This is a genomic window from Streptomyces sp. NPDC006711 (assembly GCF_042869775.1).
Classification (GTDB): Bacteria; Actinomycetota; Actinomycetes; order Streptomycetales; family Streptomycetaceae; genus Streptomyces.
This window is the reverse complement of record NZ_JBIAGO010000001.1, coordinates 164003-179205: the sequence shown is the minus strand read 5'-3', so window position 1 is coordinate 179205 and position 15203 is coordinate 164003. Positions and strand designations below refer to the sequence as shown.

Here is a 15203-nt window from a genome sequence, read left to right as displayed (position 1 = left end):
GACCTGGAAAGTCCAATGTACTGATCTGACGGAGGTGGACGCGGGTGAATCCGGTCAAGGGCACGGGTACGGCCGAGCCGGTCGCGGCGGCCGCCGTCGCCGTACCGGAGGCGGCCGGCGCGCTGAAGGGGTCGGGGCGCGAGCGGCGCGGGGCGGCGTTCGCGCCGGTCGCGCTCGTGGTGGCGGGCGGCATGTCGGTGCAGTTCGGCGCGGCTCTCGCGGTGACGCTGATGCCGAGGGCGGGCGCGGCCGGAGTGGTGACGCTGCGGCTCGTCGCGGCGGCGGTCGTCCTGCTGCTGATCTGCCGGCCCGGGCTGCGGGGGCACTCGCGGGCCGACTGGGGCACGGTCGTCGCGTTCGGCGTGGCGATGGCCGGCATGAACGGGCTCTTCTACCAGGCGGTCGACCGCGTCCCGCTCGGTGTCGCCGTCACACTTGAGGTCCTCGGTCCCCTGACGCTGTCCGTGTTCGCCTCCAAGCGGCTGGTCAACGTGGTGTGGGCCGGACTCGCCCTGGCCGGTGTCGTCCTCCTGGGGGGCGGCGGCTTCGGCGGCCTCGACCTGGTGGGCGCGGCCTACGCCCTGGGGGCGGGGGTGTGCTGGGCGGTGTACATCCTGTTCAGCGCGCGTACGGGGCGCAGGTTCCCGCAGGCGGACGGGCTGGCGCTGGCGATGGCGGTGGGCGCGGTCGTGTTCCTGCCGATCGGTGTCGCGCAGGCCGGCACGGCGCTGCTCGTGCCCTCGACGGTGGCGCTGGGCGCGGCCGTCGCCGTCCTGTCGTCGGTCCTGCCCTACACCCTGGAACTCCTGGCCCTGCGGCGCCTGCCCGCCTCCACCTTCGCGATCCTGATGAGCCTGGAGCCGGCGATCGCGGCGGCGGCGGGCTTCCTCATCCTGGACCAGTCCCTGTCCTGGCCTCAGGCGCTTGCGATCGGGCTTGTGATCGGGGCGAGCGTGGGGGCGGTGCGGACGCAGATCCGGGTTGGCGGGGGGTAGGTGGCTGCGGGTGCGGCCGGGCGGGGTGGCTCCCTGACCCTGGGGGTCGCGCTTGGCCCGGGGTGGGGGTGCGGCTGCCTGGTTGCTCGTGGCCCGGGTTGGAGAGTGGCGGGTCCCTGGGGCTACGCCCCAGACCCCGGGGTTTTCCCACCCGCCCGCCCGTGCGGCGGGGTTGGAGGGTGCGGGTCCCTGGGGCTTCGCCCCAGACCCCGGGGTTTTCCCACCCGCCCGCCCGTGCGGCGGGGTTGGAGGGTGCGGGTCCCTGGGGCTGCGCCCCAGACCCCGGGGTTTTCCCACCCGCCCGCCCGTGCGGCGGGGTTGGAGGGTGCGAGTCCCTGGGGCTGCGCCCCAGACCCCCCGGAGGTGCCTCTGGCCCGGGTTGGAGGTTCCGCCCCCGCGACCTTGACCCCGGGGGTTGCTCGCGGCCCGGGTTGGAGAGTGCGGGTCCCCGGGGCTGCGCCCCAGACCCCGGGGCTGCTCATGGCCCGGGTCGGAGGGTGCGGGGCCTTGGGGCTGCGCCCCAGACCCCCGGGGGTTGCCTCTGGCCCGGGTTGGAGGGTTCCGCCCTCGGGGCTGCGAACTACCCGCCCCGGGCCGCGCGGGCTGCCCCGCCGGGCCGCGCAGGCACCCCGCCGGGACGGGGGCCGGGATCCGGGCCCGGGGTGCGAAAAGGGCCGGGGCTTCTGCCCCGGCCCTCACTTGTGCGGGGCTCAGTTGCCCTGGCCCGCGCTGCCGATCGGGCCGACCTTCACCTGGGACGTGGTGTCGTCCGTCACGGGCAGGGTCGCCTCGCCGGGCCAGGGGAGCGAGACCGTCTTCGTGTCGCCGGGCGGGGTCACCAGGAGGCCCGTGACGCGGACGCCCGAGCCGCCCGTGTCGTTGTGCGGGTAGGTGACCCCGAAGTACACCGACTTGCCGCTCTTGAGGGTGTAGGGGCTGGCCGGCTCGCCCGTGCGCTTGGCCGGCAGGGTGCCCTCGGCGAGCTTCAGGTCGACGCCCGCGAAACCGGCCACCGAGCAGTCGCGGCCGCTGACGTTCTTGAACTCCACCGCCACCGTGCGGTCCTTGTCACCGCCGACCGTGGCGTCCGTCGCCGAGATCTTCAGGTCCGCCGCGGTGCACTTGCCACCCTTGGCGCCGCTCCCCGAGCCTCCCGTGCCGCTCGCCCCCGTACCGGCGGTCGTGCCCTTGCCGCCGCTCTGGGCGCCGCCCGTCCCCGTACCCGTACCCGCGTTCGCGCCCGCCGAGCCCGAACCGCCTCCCGTCGACGCGCTGGAGGCGGACGACGGGTCGCTCTGTGCCGTGGAACCGTCGTCGTTCTGGCAGGCTGTGAGCGAGAGGCCCGCGGCGACGGCCAGGGCGGCGAAGGTGAGCTTGCGAACGCGCATCGGTTCTTCCCTCAGGATCGGTTGGCGGTGCGGGCCGCTCGGTACGGTCCGGCACGAGCGGGCGTCGGTATGACCATCAGGACCCCATGGCCCGGTGAACCGTTCCTCCATGCCGCGCCCCAGGACATTCCTGTTACACGCACAGACGGCGCACAGCGGGCCGCGCCCCCGGCCGCACTCCCGTCGAGCCGTGCCCCGGCCCGCCGGGGTGCCGGTTGCCGTGTCCCTGACGACCGGACGGGCGCCCGCCGTCCGCCGGTACGGACCCGTGACGCCGGAGGCCTTGACCGAACCAAGTCCCGCAGCCCCGCAGCCCCACCACCCCGCACGCAGCCACACCGCCCCGCAACGGCCAGAAAATACATGCAAGCACGCTTGCTTGTTTTCCGCGCCGCTGCCATGCTCCGTGGCACACCCGCTGTCCCGGAGGGGAGCGCACCGTGTCCGAACCGGCCGGTCCGACCGACGCCGTACTCGACGTGCTGGACGACCTGCGCGCGGAAGGGGGTGAACTGGACGTCCTCGTCGGCGAGTTGAGCCCCGCACAGTGGAGCACGCCGACCGCCGCGCCGGGGTGGACCATCGCCCATCAGGTCGCCCACCTCGCCTGGACCGACACCGCCGCCCTGCTCGCCGTCACCGACCCCGAGGCCTTCGCCGACGAGGCCGAGAAGGCGGCGGCGGCCCCCGACCGCTTCGTGGACGACGGGGCAGAGGCGGGCGCGCTGCTGCCGCCCGCCGAACTGCTCTCGTGGTGGCGCGACAGCCGCGTACGGCTCCAGGAGGAGTTGCGGGCCGCGCCGGCCGGGGCGCGTTTTCCCTGGTACGGGCCGCCCATGTCCACCGCGTCGATGGCGACGGGCCGGCTGATGGAGACCTGGGCGCACGGGCAGGACGTGTTCGACGCCCTGGGCCGCACCCGCAGGCCCACCGCCCGGCTGCGCCACGTCGCCCGCATCGGCGTCCGCGCCCGCGACTACGCCTTCGCCGTGCGCGGACTCGCGGCGCCGGACGAGGAGTTCCGGGTCGAGCTGACCGCGCCCGACGGCGACGCGGTGTGGACGTACGGGCCCGAGGTCGCCCAACAGCGCGTCACCGGGCCCGCGTTGGACTTCTGCCTCCTGGTCACCCAACGGCTGCACCGCGACGACACCGCCGTACGGGCCGAGGGCGCCGACGCCGACCGCTGGCTCGACATCGCCCAGGCCTTCGCTGGCCCCGCGGGACCCGGCCGCCCGCCCCGCGACGCGGCCGAGGACGCCTCATGAGCCGGGGCGGACCGACGGACCGGGCGGACCGGAGCGTACTGCGCGTCGGGAACGCCTCCGGGTTCTACGGCGACCGCTTCGACGCGATGCGCGAGATGCTGACCGGCGGCCCCCTGGACGTCCTCACCGGCGACTACCTCGCCGAACTCACCCTGCTCATCCTCGGCCGCGACCGGCTGCGCGACCCGAGGCTCGGGTACGCCAAGACGTTCCTGCGCCAACTGGAGGAGTGCCTGGGGCTCGCGCGTGAGCGCGGGGTGCGGATCGTGACCAACGCCGGAGGGCTCAACCCGGCCGGACTGGCCGACGCCATACGGCAGTTGAGCGACCGGGTCGGCGTTCCGGCGCGGGTCGCGCACGTCGAAGGGGACGCGCTCGCGCTGCCCGAAGGCGCCCTCACCGCCAACGCCTACCTCGGCGGCGGCGGCATCACGGCCTGCCTGCGGGCCGGCGCGGACATCGTGGTCACCGGACGCGTCACGGACGCGGCGCTCGTCACCGGTCCTGCGGCGTGGTGGTTCGGCTGGGGGCCCGAGGAGTACGACGCGCTCGCGGGCGCGGTCGTGGCCGGGCACGTCCTGGAGTGCGGCACCCAGGCCACCGGCGGGAACTACGCCTTCTTCACCGACTTCGCCCCCGGCGACCTGCTGCACCCGGGCTTCCCCCTCGCCGAGATCCACGCCGACGGCACGAGCGTCATCACCAAGCACCCCGGTACCGGCGGGGTCGTCGACACGGGCACGGTCACCGCGCAGCTCCTGTACGAGACCTCCGGCGCGCGGTACGCGGGGCCCGACGTCACCGCGCGGCTCGACACCGTACGGCTCGACCAGGACGGGCCGGACCGGGTGCGGATCAGCGGGGTGCGGGGCGAGGCGCCGCCGCCCACCCTCAAGGCCGGGATCACCCGGATCGGCGGGTGGCGCAACGAGGTCGTGTTCGTGCTGACCGGGCTCGACGTGGAGGAGAAGGCCGCGCTGGTGCGGGAGCAGGTCGAGGCGGCGTTCGGGCGGGCCAAGTCCCGTCCCCAGTCGGTGTGTTGGGAGCTGGCCCGCACCGACCGGGCGGACGCGGACACGCAGGAATGCGCCAGTGCCCTGCTGCGGCTCGTCGTGCGGGACGCCGATCCCGAGGCGGTCGGGCGGGTGGTGAGCGGCGCGGCGGTCGAGCTGGCGCTCGGCAGCTACCCCGGCTTCCATGTCACGGCGCCGCCGTCGAAGGGGGCGCCGTACGGGGTGTTCTCGGCGCGGTACGTGGACGCGGGGGACGTGTGTCAGGTGGCCGTACTCCCCGACGGCGTAGGGGAGTTGATACCCCCGGCGCCGCGCACATCTCCTCTGCGGCCCGTTCCGGAGCCGGTGCTGTCCGCGGTTGACGCGGCGGCGTTCGGTGTGGGGGCGTTCGGTGGGGGTGGGGTGGTTCGGCGGGTGCCCTTGGGGGCGGTGGCGGGGGCGCGGAGTGGGGACAAGGGTGGGGATGTGAACGTGGGGGTGTGGGCGCGGTCTGAGCGGGTGTGGGGGTGGCTGGCCGGGGCGCTGACCGTTGGGCTTTTCCGTGAACTCCTGCCGGAGTGCGGGGAGTTGCGGGTCACTCGGCATGTGCTGCCGAATCTGCGGGCGTTGAATTTCGTGGTGGAGGGGTTGCTGGGGGAGGGGGTTGCGGCGCAGGGGCGGTTCGATCCTCAGGGGAAGGGGGTGGGGGAGTGGTTGCGGAGTCGGGTGGTGGGTGTGCCGGTGGGGTTGGTGGGGTGAGTTTTCGCCCCGCCCCGCCCCTTCCCGAAACCCGCCGGGGGAGTGGGGCGGGGCCGGGCTGGCCGACGCCGGGAGTGAGCCGCGCAGTTCCCCGCGCCCCTTGAGGTGCCGGTGCGCGTGCGGGTGGTGCGTGGCTGGTCGCGCAGTTCCTCGCGCCCCTTGGGGTGCTGGTTCGTGTGCGGGTGGTGCGTGGCTGGTCGCGCAGTTCCTCGCGCCCCTTGGGGTGCTGGTTCGTGTGCGGGTGGTGCGTGGCTGGTCGCGCAGTTCCTCGCGCCCCTGTAGGGCAGCCCGGGTTGGGCAGAGTGCGGCCCGTTCCGCTGGCCGCGCCCTGTAGGGCACCCGGCGTCGCCCGGTGGCGGCTGGCTCTGGCTCGCTCTCACCCCCGGCGGGTTTCGGGAAGGGGCGGGGTGGGGGAATGCCCGCCGCAGGCGCCCCCACCCGCACCCGAATCGCGACCCACCCGCACCCGAATCGCGACCCCCTCCCCGGCCCTCCAACCCCCTCCTCAAGGAGCGCGTCCCATGCCGACCCTTCCCTCCGCTCTCGACCCCACCGCCCCCGCGTTCCGCCGGGCCGCCGAGGCCATGCGGGGAAAGCTCGACGAGCTGGCGGGCGAGCATGCCCGTGCCATCGCCGGCGGGGGTGAGAAGTACACCGAGCGCCACCGGCGACGTGGCAAGCTCCTGCCCAGGGAGCGCGTCGAGCTGCTGCTGGACGAGGACACCCCGTTCCTGGAGCTGTCGCCGCTCGCCGCCTGGGGGAGCGACTACCCCGTCGGCGCCTCGATGGTCACCGGCATCGGCACCGTCGAGGGCGTCGAGTGCCTGATCACCGCCAACGACCCCACCGTCCGGGGCGGCGCGTCCAACCCCTGGACGCTGAAGAAGGCCCTGCGCGCGAACGAGATCGCGTACACCAACCGCCTCCCCTGCGTCAGCCTCGTGGAGTCCGGCGGCGCCGACCTGCCCTCGCAGAAGGAGATCTTCATCCCGGGCGGCGCGATCTTCCGGGACATCACCCGGCTCTCCGCCGCCGGCATCCCCACCGTCGCCGTCGTCTTCGGCAACTCCACGGCCGGCGGCGCGTACATCCCCGGCATGTCCGACCACACCGTGATGATCAAGGAGCGGTCCAAGGTGTTCCTCGGGGGGCCGCCGCTCGTCAAGATGGCCACCGGCGAGGAGAGCGACGACGAGTCGCTGGGCGGCGCCGAGATGCACGCCCGCACCTCCGGGCTCGCCGACCACTTCGCCGTGGACGAGCAGGACGCGATCCGCCAGGCCCGCCGCATCGTCGCCCGCCTCAACCACCGCAAGGCGCACCCCGATCCGGCGGGGCTCGCCGAGCCGCCCAAGTACGACGAGGAGGAACTGCTCGGCATCGTCCCCGAAGACCTGAAGACCCCCTTCGACCCGCGCGAGGTCATCGCCCGCATCGTGGACGCCTCCGACTTCGACGAGTTCAAGCCGCTGTACGGGACGAGCCTGGTCACCGGCTGGGCCGCGCTGCACGGCTATCCCGTCGGCATCCTCGCCAACGCCCAGGGCGTGCTCTTCTCGGCCGAGTCGCAGAAGGCGGCCCAGTTCATCCAGCTCGCCAATCAGCGGGACATTCCGCTGCTCTTCCTGCACAACACCACCGGCTACATGGTCGGCAAGGAGTACGAGCAGGGCGGCATCATCAAGCACGGCGCGATGATGATCAACGCGGTGTCCAACTCCCGGGTGCCGCATCTGTCCGTCCTCATCGGCGCCTCCTACGGCGCCGGGCACTACGGGATGTGCGGGCGCGCCTACGACCCCCGGTTCCTCTTCGCCTGGCCCAGCGCCAAGTCCGCCGTGATGGGGCCCCAGCAGCTCGCCGGCGTCCTCTCGCTGGTGGCGCGCGCCTCCGCGGGGGCCAAGGGGCAGCCGTACGACGACGACGCGGACGCCGCGCTGCGCGCGATGGTGGAGCGGCAGATCGAGACCGAGTCGCTGCCGATGTTCCTGTCCGGGCGGCTCTACGACGACGGCGTCATCGACCCCCGTGACACCCGGACCGTCCTTGGCCTGTGCCTGTCCGCGATCCACACCGCCCCCGTCGAAGGCGCCCGTGGCGGCTTCGGCATCTTCCGGATGTGAGGGCCATGACCGAGCCGAAGACCATGACCGAACCGAAGACCATGATCACGTCCGTACTCGTCGCCAACCGGGGCGAGATAGCCTGCCGGGTCTTTCGCACCTGCCGTGAGCTGGGCATCGCCACGGTCGCGGTCTTCTCCGACGCCGACGCGGGCGCCCTGCACGTGCGGGAGGCCGACGTCGCCGTACGGCTGCCGGGGTCCACGCCGGGCGAGACGTATCTGCGGGCGGGCCGCGTCGTCGCGGCGGCGCTGGCGGCGGGCGCCGACGCCGTGCACCCGGGGTACGGGTTCCTCTCCGAGAACGCGGATTTCGCGCGGGCGGTCACCGCCGCCGGGCTCACCTGGATCGGGCCGCCCCCCGAGGCGATCGAGGCGATGGCCTCCAAGACCCGCGCCAAGGAACTCATGGGCCTTACGCCCCTGGAGCTCGCCGACGTCACGCAGAGCGATCTGCCGCTGCTCGTCAAGGCGTCGGCGGGCGGCGGCGGGCGCGGCATGCGCGTGGTGCGTCAACTGGAGGCGCTGGAAAGCGAGTTGGCGGCCGCTCGCGCCGAGGCGTTCGGGGCGTTCGGGGACGGGGACGTGTTCGTCGAGCCCTACATCGAGGGCGGCCGCCACGTCGAGGTGCAGATACTCGCCGACGCCCACGGCACGGTCTGGGTGCTCGGCACGCGCGACTGCTCCCTCCAGCGCCGCCACCAGAAGGTCATCGAGGAGGCCCCCGCGCCCGCGCTCGCCCCCGAGACGGAGGCGGAGCTGTACGCCCTCGCCGTGCGGGCCGCGAAGGCCACCGACTACCGGGGCGCGGGCACCGTGGAGTTCCTGGTCGCCGGCGGCACCGTCCACTTCCTGGAGATGAACACCCGCCTCCAGGTCGAACATCCCGTCACCGAGGCCGTGTTCGGCCTCGACCTCGTCGCCCTCCAGCTGCGGATCGCCGAGGGAGACGCCCTCGCGCCGGCCCCGCCCGCACCGCGCGGCCACGCCATCGAGGCCCGCCTGTACGCCGAGGACCCGGCCGACGGCTGGGCGCCCGGCACCGGCACCGTGCACCGTCTGGCCGTCGGCGGGGTGCGCCTGGACCGGGGGTACGCGGACGGCGACACCGTCGGCGTCCACTACGACTCCCTGCTCGCCAAGGCCGTCGCCCACGCGCCGACCCGCGCCGAAGCCGCCCGCAGGCTCGCCCACGCCCTGGAACGTGCCCGCGTCCACGGCCCCGCCACCAACCGCGACCTGCTCGTACGCTCCCTGCGCCACCCCGACTTCACCGAGGGCCCGGCCCAGGGGCGCCTGGACACCGCCTTCTACGACCGCAACCTCGCCGAGCTCACCGCGCCCCTGCCCGGCGCCCACCACGCCGCGCTCGCCGCCGCCCTCGCGGACGCGAGCGCGCGGACCGGACGTCTGGGCGGCGGCTGGCGCAACGTGCCCTCGCAGCCCCAGATCAAGCGGTACGGCGACCACGAGGTCCGCTACCGGCTCACCCGCCACGGCCTCGAAGCCGAGGACCACCCCGGCGTGCGGCTCGTGGCCGCCGCGCCCGATCGCGTACGGCTCGAAATCGAGGGCGTGGTACGGGAGTTCGCGGTCTGTCGTCATGGCGACACCGTGTACGTCGACTCCGCGTCCGGATGTCACGTCCTCGCCGTCCGCCCCCGTTTCACCGACCCCGGCGACCTGGTCGCGCCCGGCTCGCTGCTCGCCCCCATGCCGGGGGTCGTCGTGCGGGTGGCGGACGGGGTCGAGGAGGGCTGCCGCGTCGTCGCGGGGCAGCCGCTGCTGTGGCTGGAGGCCATGAAGATGGAGCACCGCGTCACCGCTCCGGCCTCCGGCACGCTCACCGCGCTCCACGCCGTCCGCGGCCGCCAGGTCGAGGTCGGTGCCCTGCTCGCCGTCGTCACATCGGAGGCCGAAGAAGCATGAGCGGTGTCATCGAAAGCCAGGAGAACCAGGACCTGCGGGCCGCCGTCGCCGCGCTCGGCGCGCGTCACGGACGCGCCTTCGACCGTCCGGCGCTGTGGGCGGAGGCCGCCAAGCTCGGCTACCTCGGCGTCAACCTGCCCGCCGAGCACGGCGGCGGAGGCTGCGGCATGGCCGAACTGTCCATCGTTCTGGAGGAGTTGGGGGCGGCGGGCTGTCCGCTCCTGATGATGGTGGTCTCGCCCGCCATCTGCGGCACGGTCATCGCCCGCTTCGGCACCGAGGAGCAGAAACGCACCTGGCTGCCGGGGCTCGCGGACGCCACGCTCACCATGGCGTTCGGCATCACCGAGCCCGACGCGGGCTCCAACTCGCACCGCATCACCACCACCGCGCGGCGCGACGGCGACGACTGGGTCCTGAACGGCCGCAAGGTCTTCGTCTCCGGCGTGGACATCGCGGACGCCACCCTCATCGTCGGCCGCACCGAGGACGCCCGTACGGGCCGCCTCAAGCCCTGCCTGTTCATCGTTCCGCGTGACACCCCGGGCTTTGAGCGCTCGATGATCGACATGGAACTTCACGCCGCCGAGAAGCAGTTCGAGCTGGTCCTCGACGAGGTGCGGCTGCCCGCCGCGTCCCTGGTCGGGGACGAGGACGCGGGTCTGCTCCAGCTCTTCGCCGGGCTCAACCCCGAGCGGATCATGACGGCGGCGTTCGCGATCGGCATGGGCCGCTACGCGCTCGCCAGGGCCGTCGAGTACGCCACCACCCGGCAGGTGTGGAAGCAGCCCATCGGCGGCCACCAGGCCATCGCCCACCCGCTCGCCCAGGCCCACATCGAGCTCGAACTGGCCCGTCTGATGATGCAGAAGGCGGCCGCGCTGTACGACGCGGGCGACGACGCCGGGGCGGGCGAGGCCGCCAACATGGCCAAGTACGCGGCGGCCGAGGCGTGCGTGAAGGCGGTCGACCAGGCCGTCCACACCCTGGGCGGCAACGGCCTGACCCGCGAGTACGGTCTGGCCGCGCTCATCACGGCCGCCCGGGTGGCCAGGATCGCGCCGGTCAGCCGCGAGATGATCCTCAACTACGTCTCGCACCAGACCCTGGGGCTCCCGAAGTCGTACTAGGCCCGGGCCTGGGCGGTCGGCCCGTGCGCGCCCGGCGTGCGTGCTTGCCGTGCGTGCTTGCCGGCGTGGGGCTCCCGCGCCCGCGCCCTCGCGCCCTCGCGCCCTCGACAAGTCCTGTCCGTCGTACTAGGAGACCCCTGCATGGACTCCCCTGACGTTCCCGCGCCCCAAGCGCCCCGTGTCCACCGCAGCGAGTACACCGATGTGCCCGTCCTCGACCTGCCCATCCACGAGGCGGTCCTCGCCCGCTCCACCGCCACCCACCCCGACGCAGTCGCGCTCATCGACGGCACCGATCCGACCGGCGCCGCGGCGATCACGTACGGCCAACTCGACGCCTGGCACCGGAGGTTGGCGTCCGCGCTCGCCGCCGCCGGGGTGCGCAAGGGTGATGTGCTCGCCCTGCACAGCCCCAACTCGATCCTGTACCCCGTGGTGCTCTACGGCGCGAGCCGCGCCGGTGCCGCCGTCACCACCGCCCACCCGCTGTGCACGGCCGAGGAGTTCGCCCGGCAGCTCACCGACTCCCGCGCGCGCTGGATCGTCACCGTCGCCCCGCTCCTCGCTACCGCCCGGCGGGCCGCCGAGCTCGCGGGCGGCATCCAGGAGATCTTCGTCTGCGACCGGGCGCCGGGACACCGCTCGGTCGCCCACGACCTGCTGGCCACGTACACCCCTGCGGACGCGGACACCACTGCGGGCGTCACCGCCGACCCCCGCGTCACGATCGACCCCGGCGAGGACATCGCCGTCCTGCCCTACTCCTCCGGCACGACCGGCGTCCCCAAGGGCGTCATGCTCACCCACCGCGGCATCGCCACCAATCTGGCGCAGCTCCACCCGCTGGTCCCGATGGCACCCGGCGACCGCATCCTCGCGATACTCCCGTTTTTTCACATTTACGGGATGACCGCCCTCATGAACGCCCCGCTGCGGGCCGGCGCCACCGTCGTGGTGCTGCCCCGCTTCGATCTCGACCTGTTCCTGCGGGCCATCGAGAAGCACCGCGTCACCGGCCTATACGTCGCCCCGCCCATCGTGCTCGCCCTGGCCAAACACCCCGCCGTCGCGCGCTACGACCTGTCCTCGGTCGAGTACGTCCTGAGCGCGGCCGCCCCGCTCGACCCCCACCTGGCGCAGGCCTGTTCGGACCGGCTCGGGCTGCCGCCGGTGCGCCAGGCGTACGGCATGACCGAGCTGTCACCGGCCACCCACGTCGTGCCCCTGTCCGCCCCGCACCCTCCGCCCGGCGCGGTCGGCAAACTGCTGCCCTCCACGGAGCTGCGGATCCTGCGCCTGGACGACCCGGCCCGCGACGCGGACCCCGGCGAGGCGGGCGAGATCGCGATCCGGGGGCCGCAGGTCATGAAGGGCTATCTGGGCCGGCCAGAGGCGACCGCCGAGCTCATCGATGCGGACGGCTGGGTGCACACCGGCGACGTCGGGCGCGTGGATGAGGACGGCTGGCTGTACGTCGTCGACCGGGTCAAGGAGCTCATCAAGTACAAGGGCTTCCAGGTCGCCCCGGCCGAACTGGAAGCGCTCCTGCTCACGCACCCGGCGATCGCGGACGCCGCCGTCATCGGGGTCACCGACGGGGACGGCAACGAGGTGCCGAAGGCGTTCGTGGTGCGCGCGCCCGGGGCGGGGGAGCTCGGCGCGGACGAGGTGATGGCGTACGTCGCCGAACGCGTCGCCCCGTACAAGAAGGTCCGCCGGGTGGGGTTCGTCGACCAGGTGCCACGGGCCGCGTCGGGCAAGATCCTCAGACGCGAACTGCGCGCACGCGACCAGAAGGAGAGCCAGGCGTGACCCTCGTCAAGGACACCCACGAGCGGGGCGTCACCACGCTCGTCCTCGACTCGCCCGCCAATCGCAACGCCCTGTCGGCGGACCTGGTGGCCGAGCTGGGCGCGGCGCTCGCGCGGTGCGCGGAAGATCCGGGCGTACGGGCCGTGCTGCTCACCCACGCCGGCGGCACGTTCTGCGCGGGCGCCGACCTGAAGGCGCCGCCCGACCCCGAGGCCTTCGTCGCTCTGATGCGGGCCGTGGTCGACCTGCGCAAACCGGTGGTGGCGCGGGTGACGGGACATGTCCGCGCGGGCGGCCTCGGGCTGCTCGCGGCCTGCGACATCGCGGTCGCGGGGCCGGCGTCCACGTTCGCGTTCACCGAGGCACGCCTCGGTCTCGCGCCCGCGGTGATCTCCATGCCGGTCCTGGTGCGCATGGACCCGCGCGCCGCGAGCCGCTACTACCTGACGGGGGAGCGGTTCGACGCGGCGGAAGCGGCCCGCAGCGGCCTTGTCACGGTGGCCGCCGACGACGTCGACGCGGCCCTCGCACCGGTCCTCGACGGGCTGCGCAGATCCTCGCCCGAGGGCCTGGCGGCGTCGAAGGCTCTGGTCACGGCTACCGTGGCGGAGACCTTCGACCGCTGGTCGACGGAGCTGACCGCCCGCTCGGCGTCCCTCTTCGCCTCCGCCGAGGCGCGGGAGGGAGTGACGGCCTTCCTCGAACGACGGGACCCCGCATGGGTGTTGTGACCCCACCGAATACCCCCGCGCTCCCACCGGCCACCCCCGCGCCCCCGCCGAAGACCCCGAAGCCTCCGCCGAAGACCCCCAAACAGGACCGCAGCCGGGCCACCCGGCAGCGCCTCCTGGAGGCGGCCGTCGCGTGTCTGGCCGAGCATGGCTGGGCGGGCTCCACGGTGTCGGTGGTCGCCGAGCGCGCCGGGGTCTCGCGGGGCGCGGCCCAGCACCATTTCCCCACCCGCGAGGACCTGTTCACTGCGGCGGTCGAGTACGTCGCCGAGCGGCGCTCCCACGCGCTGCGGGCCCTTGACCGCAGTGACCGCCGCGAGGTGGTCGCGGCCCTCGTCGGGCTCTACACGGGCCCGCTGTTCCGGGCCGCGCTCCATCTGTGGGTCGCCGCGTCCAACGAGCCCCAGCTGCACGCGCGGGTGACCGAGCTGGAGGCGCGGGTGGGCCGCGAATCGCACCGGATCGCGGTGGAACTGCTCGGCGCCGACGAGTCCGTGCCGGGTGTGCGCGAGACGGTGCAGGGCTTCCTCGACATGGCGCGGGGTCTTGGCCTGGCCAATGTGCTCACCGACGACGCGGCGCGCCGGGAGCGGGTCGTGGCGCAGTGGGCGGTGCTCCTGGACGAGGCGCTGCGCTGAGCCTGCCGCTCGGGGCCGGCCACGCGAAACGGCCGGACACGCCAAACGGCCGGCCCCGGGTGACCCGGGGCCGGCCGTCGAGGGGACTGCTCAGCTGCCGGCGGCGCCGTTGCCGGAGAGCACCGGGATGTCGTCCAGGATGTGCGACAGGGCCTCGTCGCGCTTGGCCTGGGTGGAGTTCTCGGTGCACTGCTGCGTCTGCGGCGAGGACAGGACGGGGATGTCCTGGACGCCGACGTTGACCAGGGCGACGATGTTCTGGATGTCGGCCTTGACCGGGAGGCCGACACACAGCTTGTTCAGGGAGCCCTGGACCAGGGTCATCTGGGGGCTCATGTCGCCGTCGGTCTTCGAGTTGCCGAAGGCCTGCTCGGCGCCGTTGCCGCTGAGCGACGTCGTGCCGCTGTCGTTGCCAATGGCCATCGCCTGCGGCGCGGCCATCATCGCGACACCGGAAACGGCGGCGGCGACGGCTGCGGCCGACCACAACTTCTGCATGTCTACTCCTGTTGGTCTGATTCCACTGATGGGGATCTGTGAAGAGAACGGTAGGAAATTCTTTTGGTTGCGCCCTGTCCCCCGGACAGAGCATTGCGGAATCGACTCCGCCCGGCCGTGGTAATGCCTTGTTAATGAGGCAGTGACCGCGGACCGATGGTGAGGAAACATGACCGAGACGCAGGGCGCCTGGCGCCGGGGGGCATTCGTCCCGATCACTCGGCGACGATTCGAGAGCCAGGCGGCGGCCGAACCCGTCTACGCGGACCTGGTGCGTTCCTGGGCCGCGGAAAAGCGTACGGTGCCTGGCCGGCCCGACTGGGAATGGAATGCGCTGGTCAACGGTTTTCACTGGCCGGACTGAAAAGCCGCGACGCCACCTTGTCGGGTGGCGGGCGTGAAAAAGCCGGATCGTCGGAGTGCGCCGGCGATCCGGCCTAGGACATCAGGGCGTCGGACCCCCGAAGGGATTGACAGCGGCCCGGCCGTCCTGACATCCCTGAACTCAGCTGTGCGAGGCGCCGTTCCCCGAGAGGACCGGGATGTTGCTCAGGATGTGCGACAGCGCCTCGTCGCCCTTGGCCTGGGTGGAGTTCTCGGTGCACTGCTGCGTCTGCGGCGAGGACAGGATCGGGATGTCTTGGATTCCGACGTTCACCAGGGCGAGGATGTTCTGGATGTTGGCCTTGGCAGGCAAGGCGATGCAGGGCTTGTTGAACGAACCCTGGATCAGTGCGATCTGCGGGCTCATGTTGCCGTACGTGGCGGAGTTCCCGTACGACTGCAACGCGTTGTTGCCGCTGACCGACGTGGTCCCGCTGTCGTTGCCGATCGCCATCGCCTGCGGCGCCATCGCCGCGGACGCGCCGACCACGGACACGCCGACGGCCGCTGCCGCCATAGCCTTCTTGATCACGCTGGTCCCTTTCTGGTGGATGCCC

The 15203-nt window shown here is 73.2% G+C and carries 13 protein-coding genes; 10 read left to right on the top strand and 3 right to left on the bottom strand.

Annotated features, from left to right (window positions below):
• The first annotated feature begins 44 nt into the window (after positions 1–44).
• Positions 45–995, top strand: coding sequence for a DMT family transporter (locus ACFYM2_RS00820; protein ID WP_388459779.1), 951 nt, complete (start codon positions 45–47; stop codon positions 993–995).
• Positions 996–1705: 710 nt separating this feature from the next.
• Here ACFYM2_RS00820 and ACFYM2_RS00815 read toward each other — a convergent pair.
• Positions 1706–2383 carry a DUF4232 domain-containing protein gene (locus ACFYM2_RS00815; protein WP_358994620.1) on the bottom strand — a complete coding sequence of 226 codons (678 nt, stop codon included), beginning with the start codon at positions 2381–2383 and terminating at the stop codon, positions 1706–1708.
• Positions 2384–2823: 440 nt separating this feature from the next.
• Between ACFYM2_RS00815 and ACFYM2_RS00810 the strand changes: the two genes are divergently transcribed.
• The 8 genes from ACFYM2_RS00810 to ACFYM2_RS00775 all read left to right on the top strand — a co-directional run bounded on the left by ACFYM2_RS00810 (position 2824) and on the right by ACFYM2_RS00775 (position 13764).
• Complete coding sequence (locus ACFYM2_RS00810) at positions 2824–3651, top strand: TIGR03084 family metal-binding protein (protein ID WP_388832242.1); 828 nt, start codon at positions 2824–2826, stop codon at positions 3649–3651.
• A complete protein-coding gene (locus tag ACFYM2_RS00805; RefSeq protein WP_388832239.1) occupies positions 3648–5402 on the top strand; it encodes an acyclic terpene utilization AtuA family protein in 1755 nt (584 codons plus the stop codon). Before ACFYM2_RS00810 ends, ACFYM2_RS00805 begins: the two co-directional genes overlap by 4 nt.
• Before the next feature lie 521 nt (positions 5403–5923).
• Positions 5924–7525, top strand: a complete 1602-nt coding sequence (locus tag ACFYM2_RS00800; RefSeq protein ID WP_388832236.1) for an acyl-CoA carboxylase subunit beta — start codon at positions 5924–5926, stop codon at positions 7523–7525.
• A gap of 41 nt (positions 7526–7566) precedes the next feature.
• Positions 7567–9453, top strand: coding sequence for an acetyl/propionyl/methylcrotonyl-CoA carboxylase subunit alpha (locus ACFYM2_RS00795; RefSeq protein ID WP_388833055.1), 1887 nt, complete (start codon positions 7567–7569; stop codon positions 9451–9453).
• Complete coding sequence (locus ACFYM2_RS00790; RefSeq protein ID WP_358994631.1) at positions 9450–10583, top strand: acyl-CoA dehydrogenase family protein; 1134 nt, start codon at positions 9450–9452, stop codon at positions 10581–10583. Before ACFYM2_RS00795 ends, ACFYM2_RS00790 begins: the two co-directional genes overlap by 4 nt.
• 141 nt (positions 10584–10724) lie before the next feature.
• Positions 10725–12395, top strand: a complete 1671-nt coding sequence (locus ACFYM2_RS00785; protein ID WP_388832233.1) for an AMP-binding protein — start codon at positions 10725–10727, stop codon at positions 12393–12395.
• Entirely contained in the window at positions 12392–13126 is a 735-nt protein-coding gene (locus tag ACFYM2_RS00780) for an enoyl-CoA hydratase family protein (RefSeq protein ID WP_358994637.1), read from the top strand. The genes ACFYM2_RS00785 and ACFYM2_RS00780 overlap by 4 nt, the downstream gene beginning before the upstream one ends.
• Positions 13114–13764: a TetR/AcrR family transcriptional regulator gene (locus tag ACFYM2_RS00775; protein ID WP_388832230.1), complete on the top strand. Its 651-nt coding sequence runs from the start codon at positions 13114–13116 to the stop codon at positions 13762–13764. Before ACFYM2_RS00780 ends, ACFYM2_RS00775 begins: the two co-directional genes overlap by 13 nt.
• Before the next feature lie 90 nt (positions 13765–13854).
• Here the strand turns inward: ACFYM2_RS00775 and ACFYM2_RS00770 are convergent, their stop codons facing one another.
• A complete protein-coding gene (locus ACFYM2_RS00770; protein WP_388832227.1) occupies positions 13855–14262 on the bottom strand; it encodes a rodlin in 408 nt (135 codons plus the stop codon).
• A 169-nt stretch (positions 14263–14431) separates the two neighbouring features.
• Between ACFYM2_RS00770 and ACFYM2_RS00765 the strand changes: the two genes are divergently transcribed.
• Positions 14432–14626 (top strand): hypothetical protein, encoded by a 195-nt coding sequence (locus tag ACFYM2_RS00765; RefSeq protein ID WP_358994646.1) that lies wholly within the window; start codon positions 14432–14434, stop codon positions 14624–14626.
• A gap of 141 nt (positions 14627–14767) precedes the next feature.
• Here ACFYM2_RS00765 and ACFYM2_RS00760 read toward each other — a convergent pair whose 3' ends face one another.
• Positions 14768–15178 carry a rodlin gene (locus ACFYM2_RS00760; protein ID WP_358994649.1) on the bottom strand — a complete coding sequence of 137 codons (411 nt, stop codon included), beginning with the start codon at positions 15176–15178 and terminating at the stop codon, positions 14768–14770.
• Between the last annotated feature and the right edge of the window lie 25 nt (positions 15179–15203).

Bases quoted from the DNA above. Each gene is read 5' to 3' on its own strand.
- ACFYM2_RS00815 (WP_358994620.1), bottom strand. From the start codon at position 2,383: ATGCGCGTTCGCAAGCTCACCTTCGCCGCCCTGGCCGTCGCCGCGGGC.
- ACFYM2_RS00805 (WP_388832239.1), top strand. From the start codon at position 3,648: ATGAGCCGGGGCGGACCGACGGACCGGGCGGACCGGAGCGTACTGCGC.
- ACFYM2_RS00800 (WP_388832236.1), top strand. From the start codon at position 5,924: ATGCCGACCCTTCCCTCCGCTCTCGACCCCACCGCCCCCGCGTTCCGC.
- ACFYM2_RS00795 (WP_388833055.1), top strand. From the start codon at position 7,567: ATGATCACGTCCGTACTCGTCGCCAACCGGGGCGAGATAGCCTGCCGG.
- ACFYM2_RS00790 (WP_358994631.1), top strand. From the start codon at position 9,450: ATGAGCGGTGTCATCGAAAGCCAGGAGAACCAGGACCTGCGGGCCGCC.
- ACFYM2_RS00785 (WP_388832233.1), top strand. From the start codon at position 10,725: ATGGACTCCCCTGACGTTCCCGCGCCCCAAGCGCCCCGTGTCCACCGC.
- ACFYM2_RS00775 (WP_388832230.1), top strand. From the start codon at position 13,114: ATGGGTGTTGTGACCCCACCGAATACCCCCGCGCTCCCACCGGCCACC.
- ACFYM2_RS00770 (WP_388832227.1), bottom strand. From the start codon at position 14,262: ATGCAGAAGTTGTGGTCGGCCGCAGCCGTCGCCGCCGCCGTTTCCGGT.
- ACFYM2_RS00765 (WP_358994646.1), top strand. From the start codon at position 14,432: ATGACCGAGACGCAGGGCGCCTGGCGCCGGGGGGCATTCGTCCCGATC.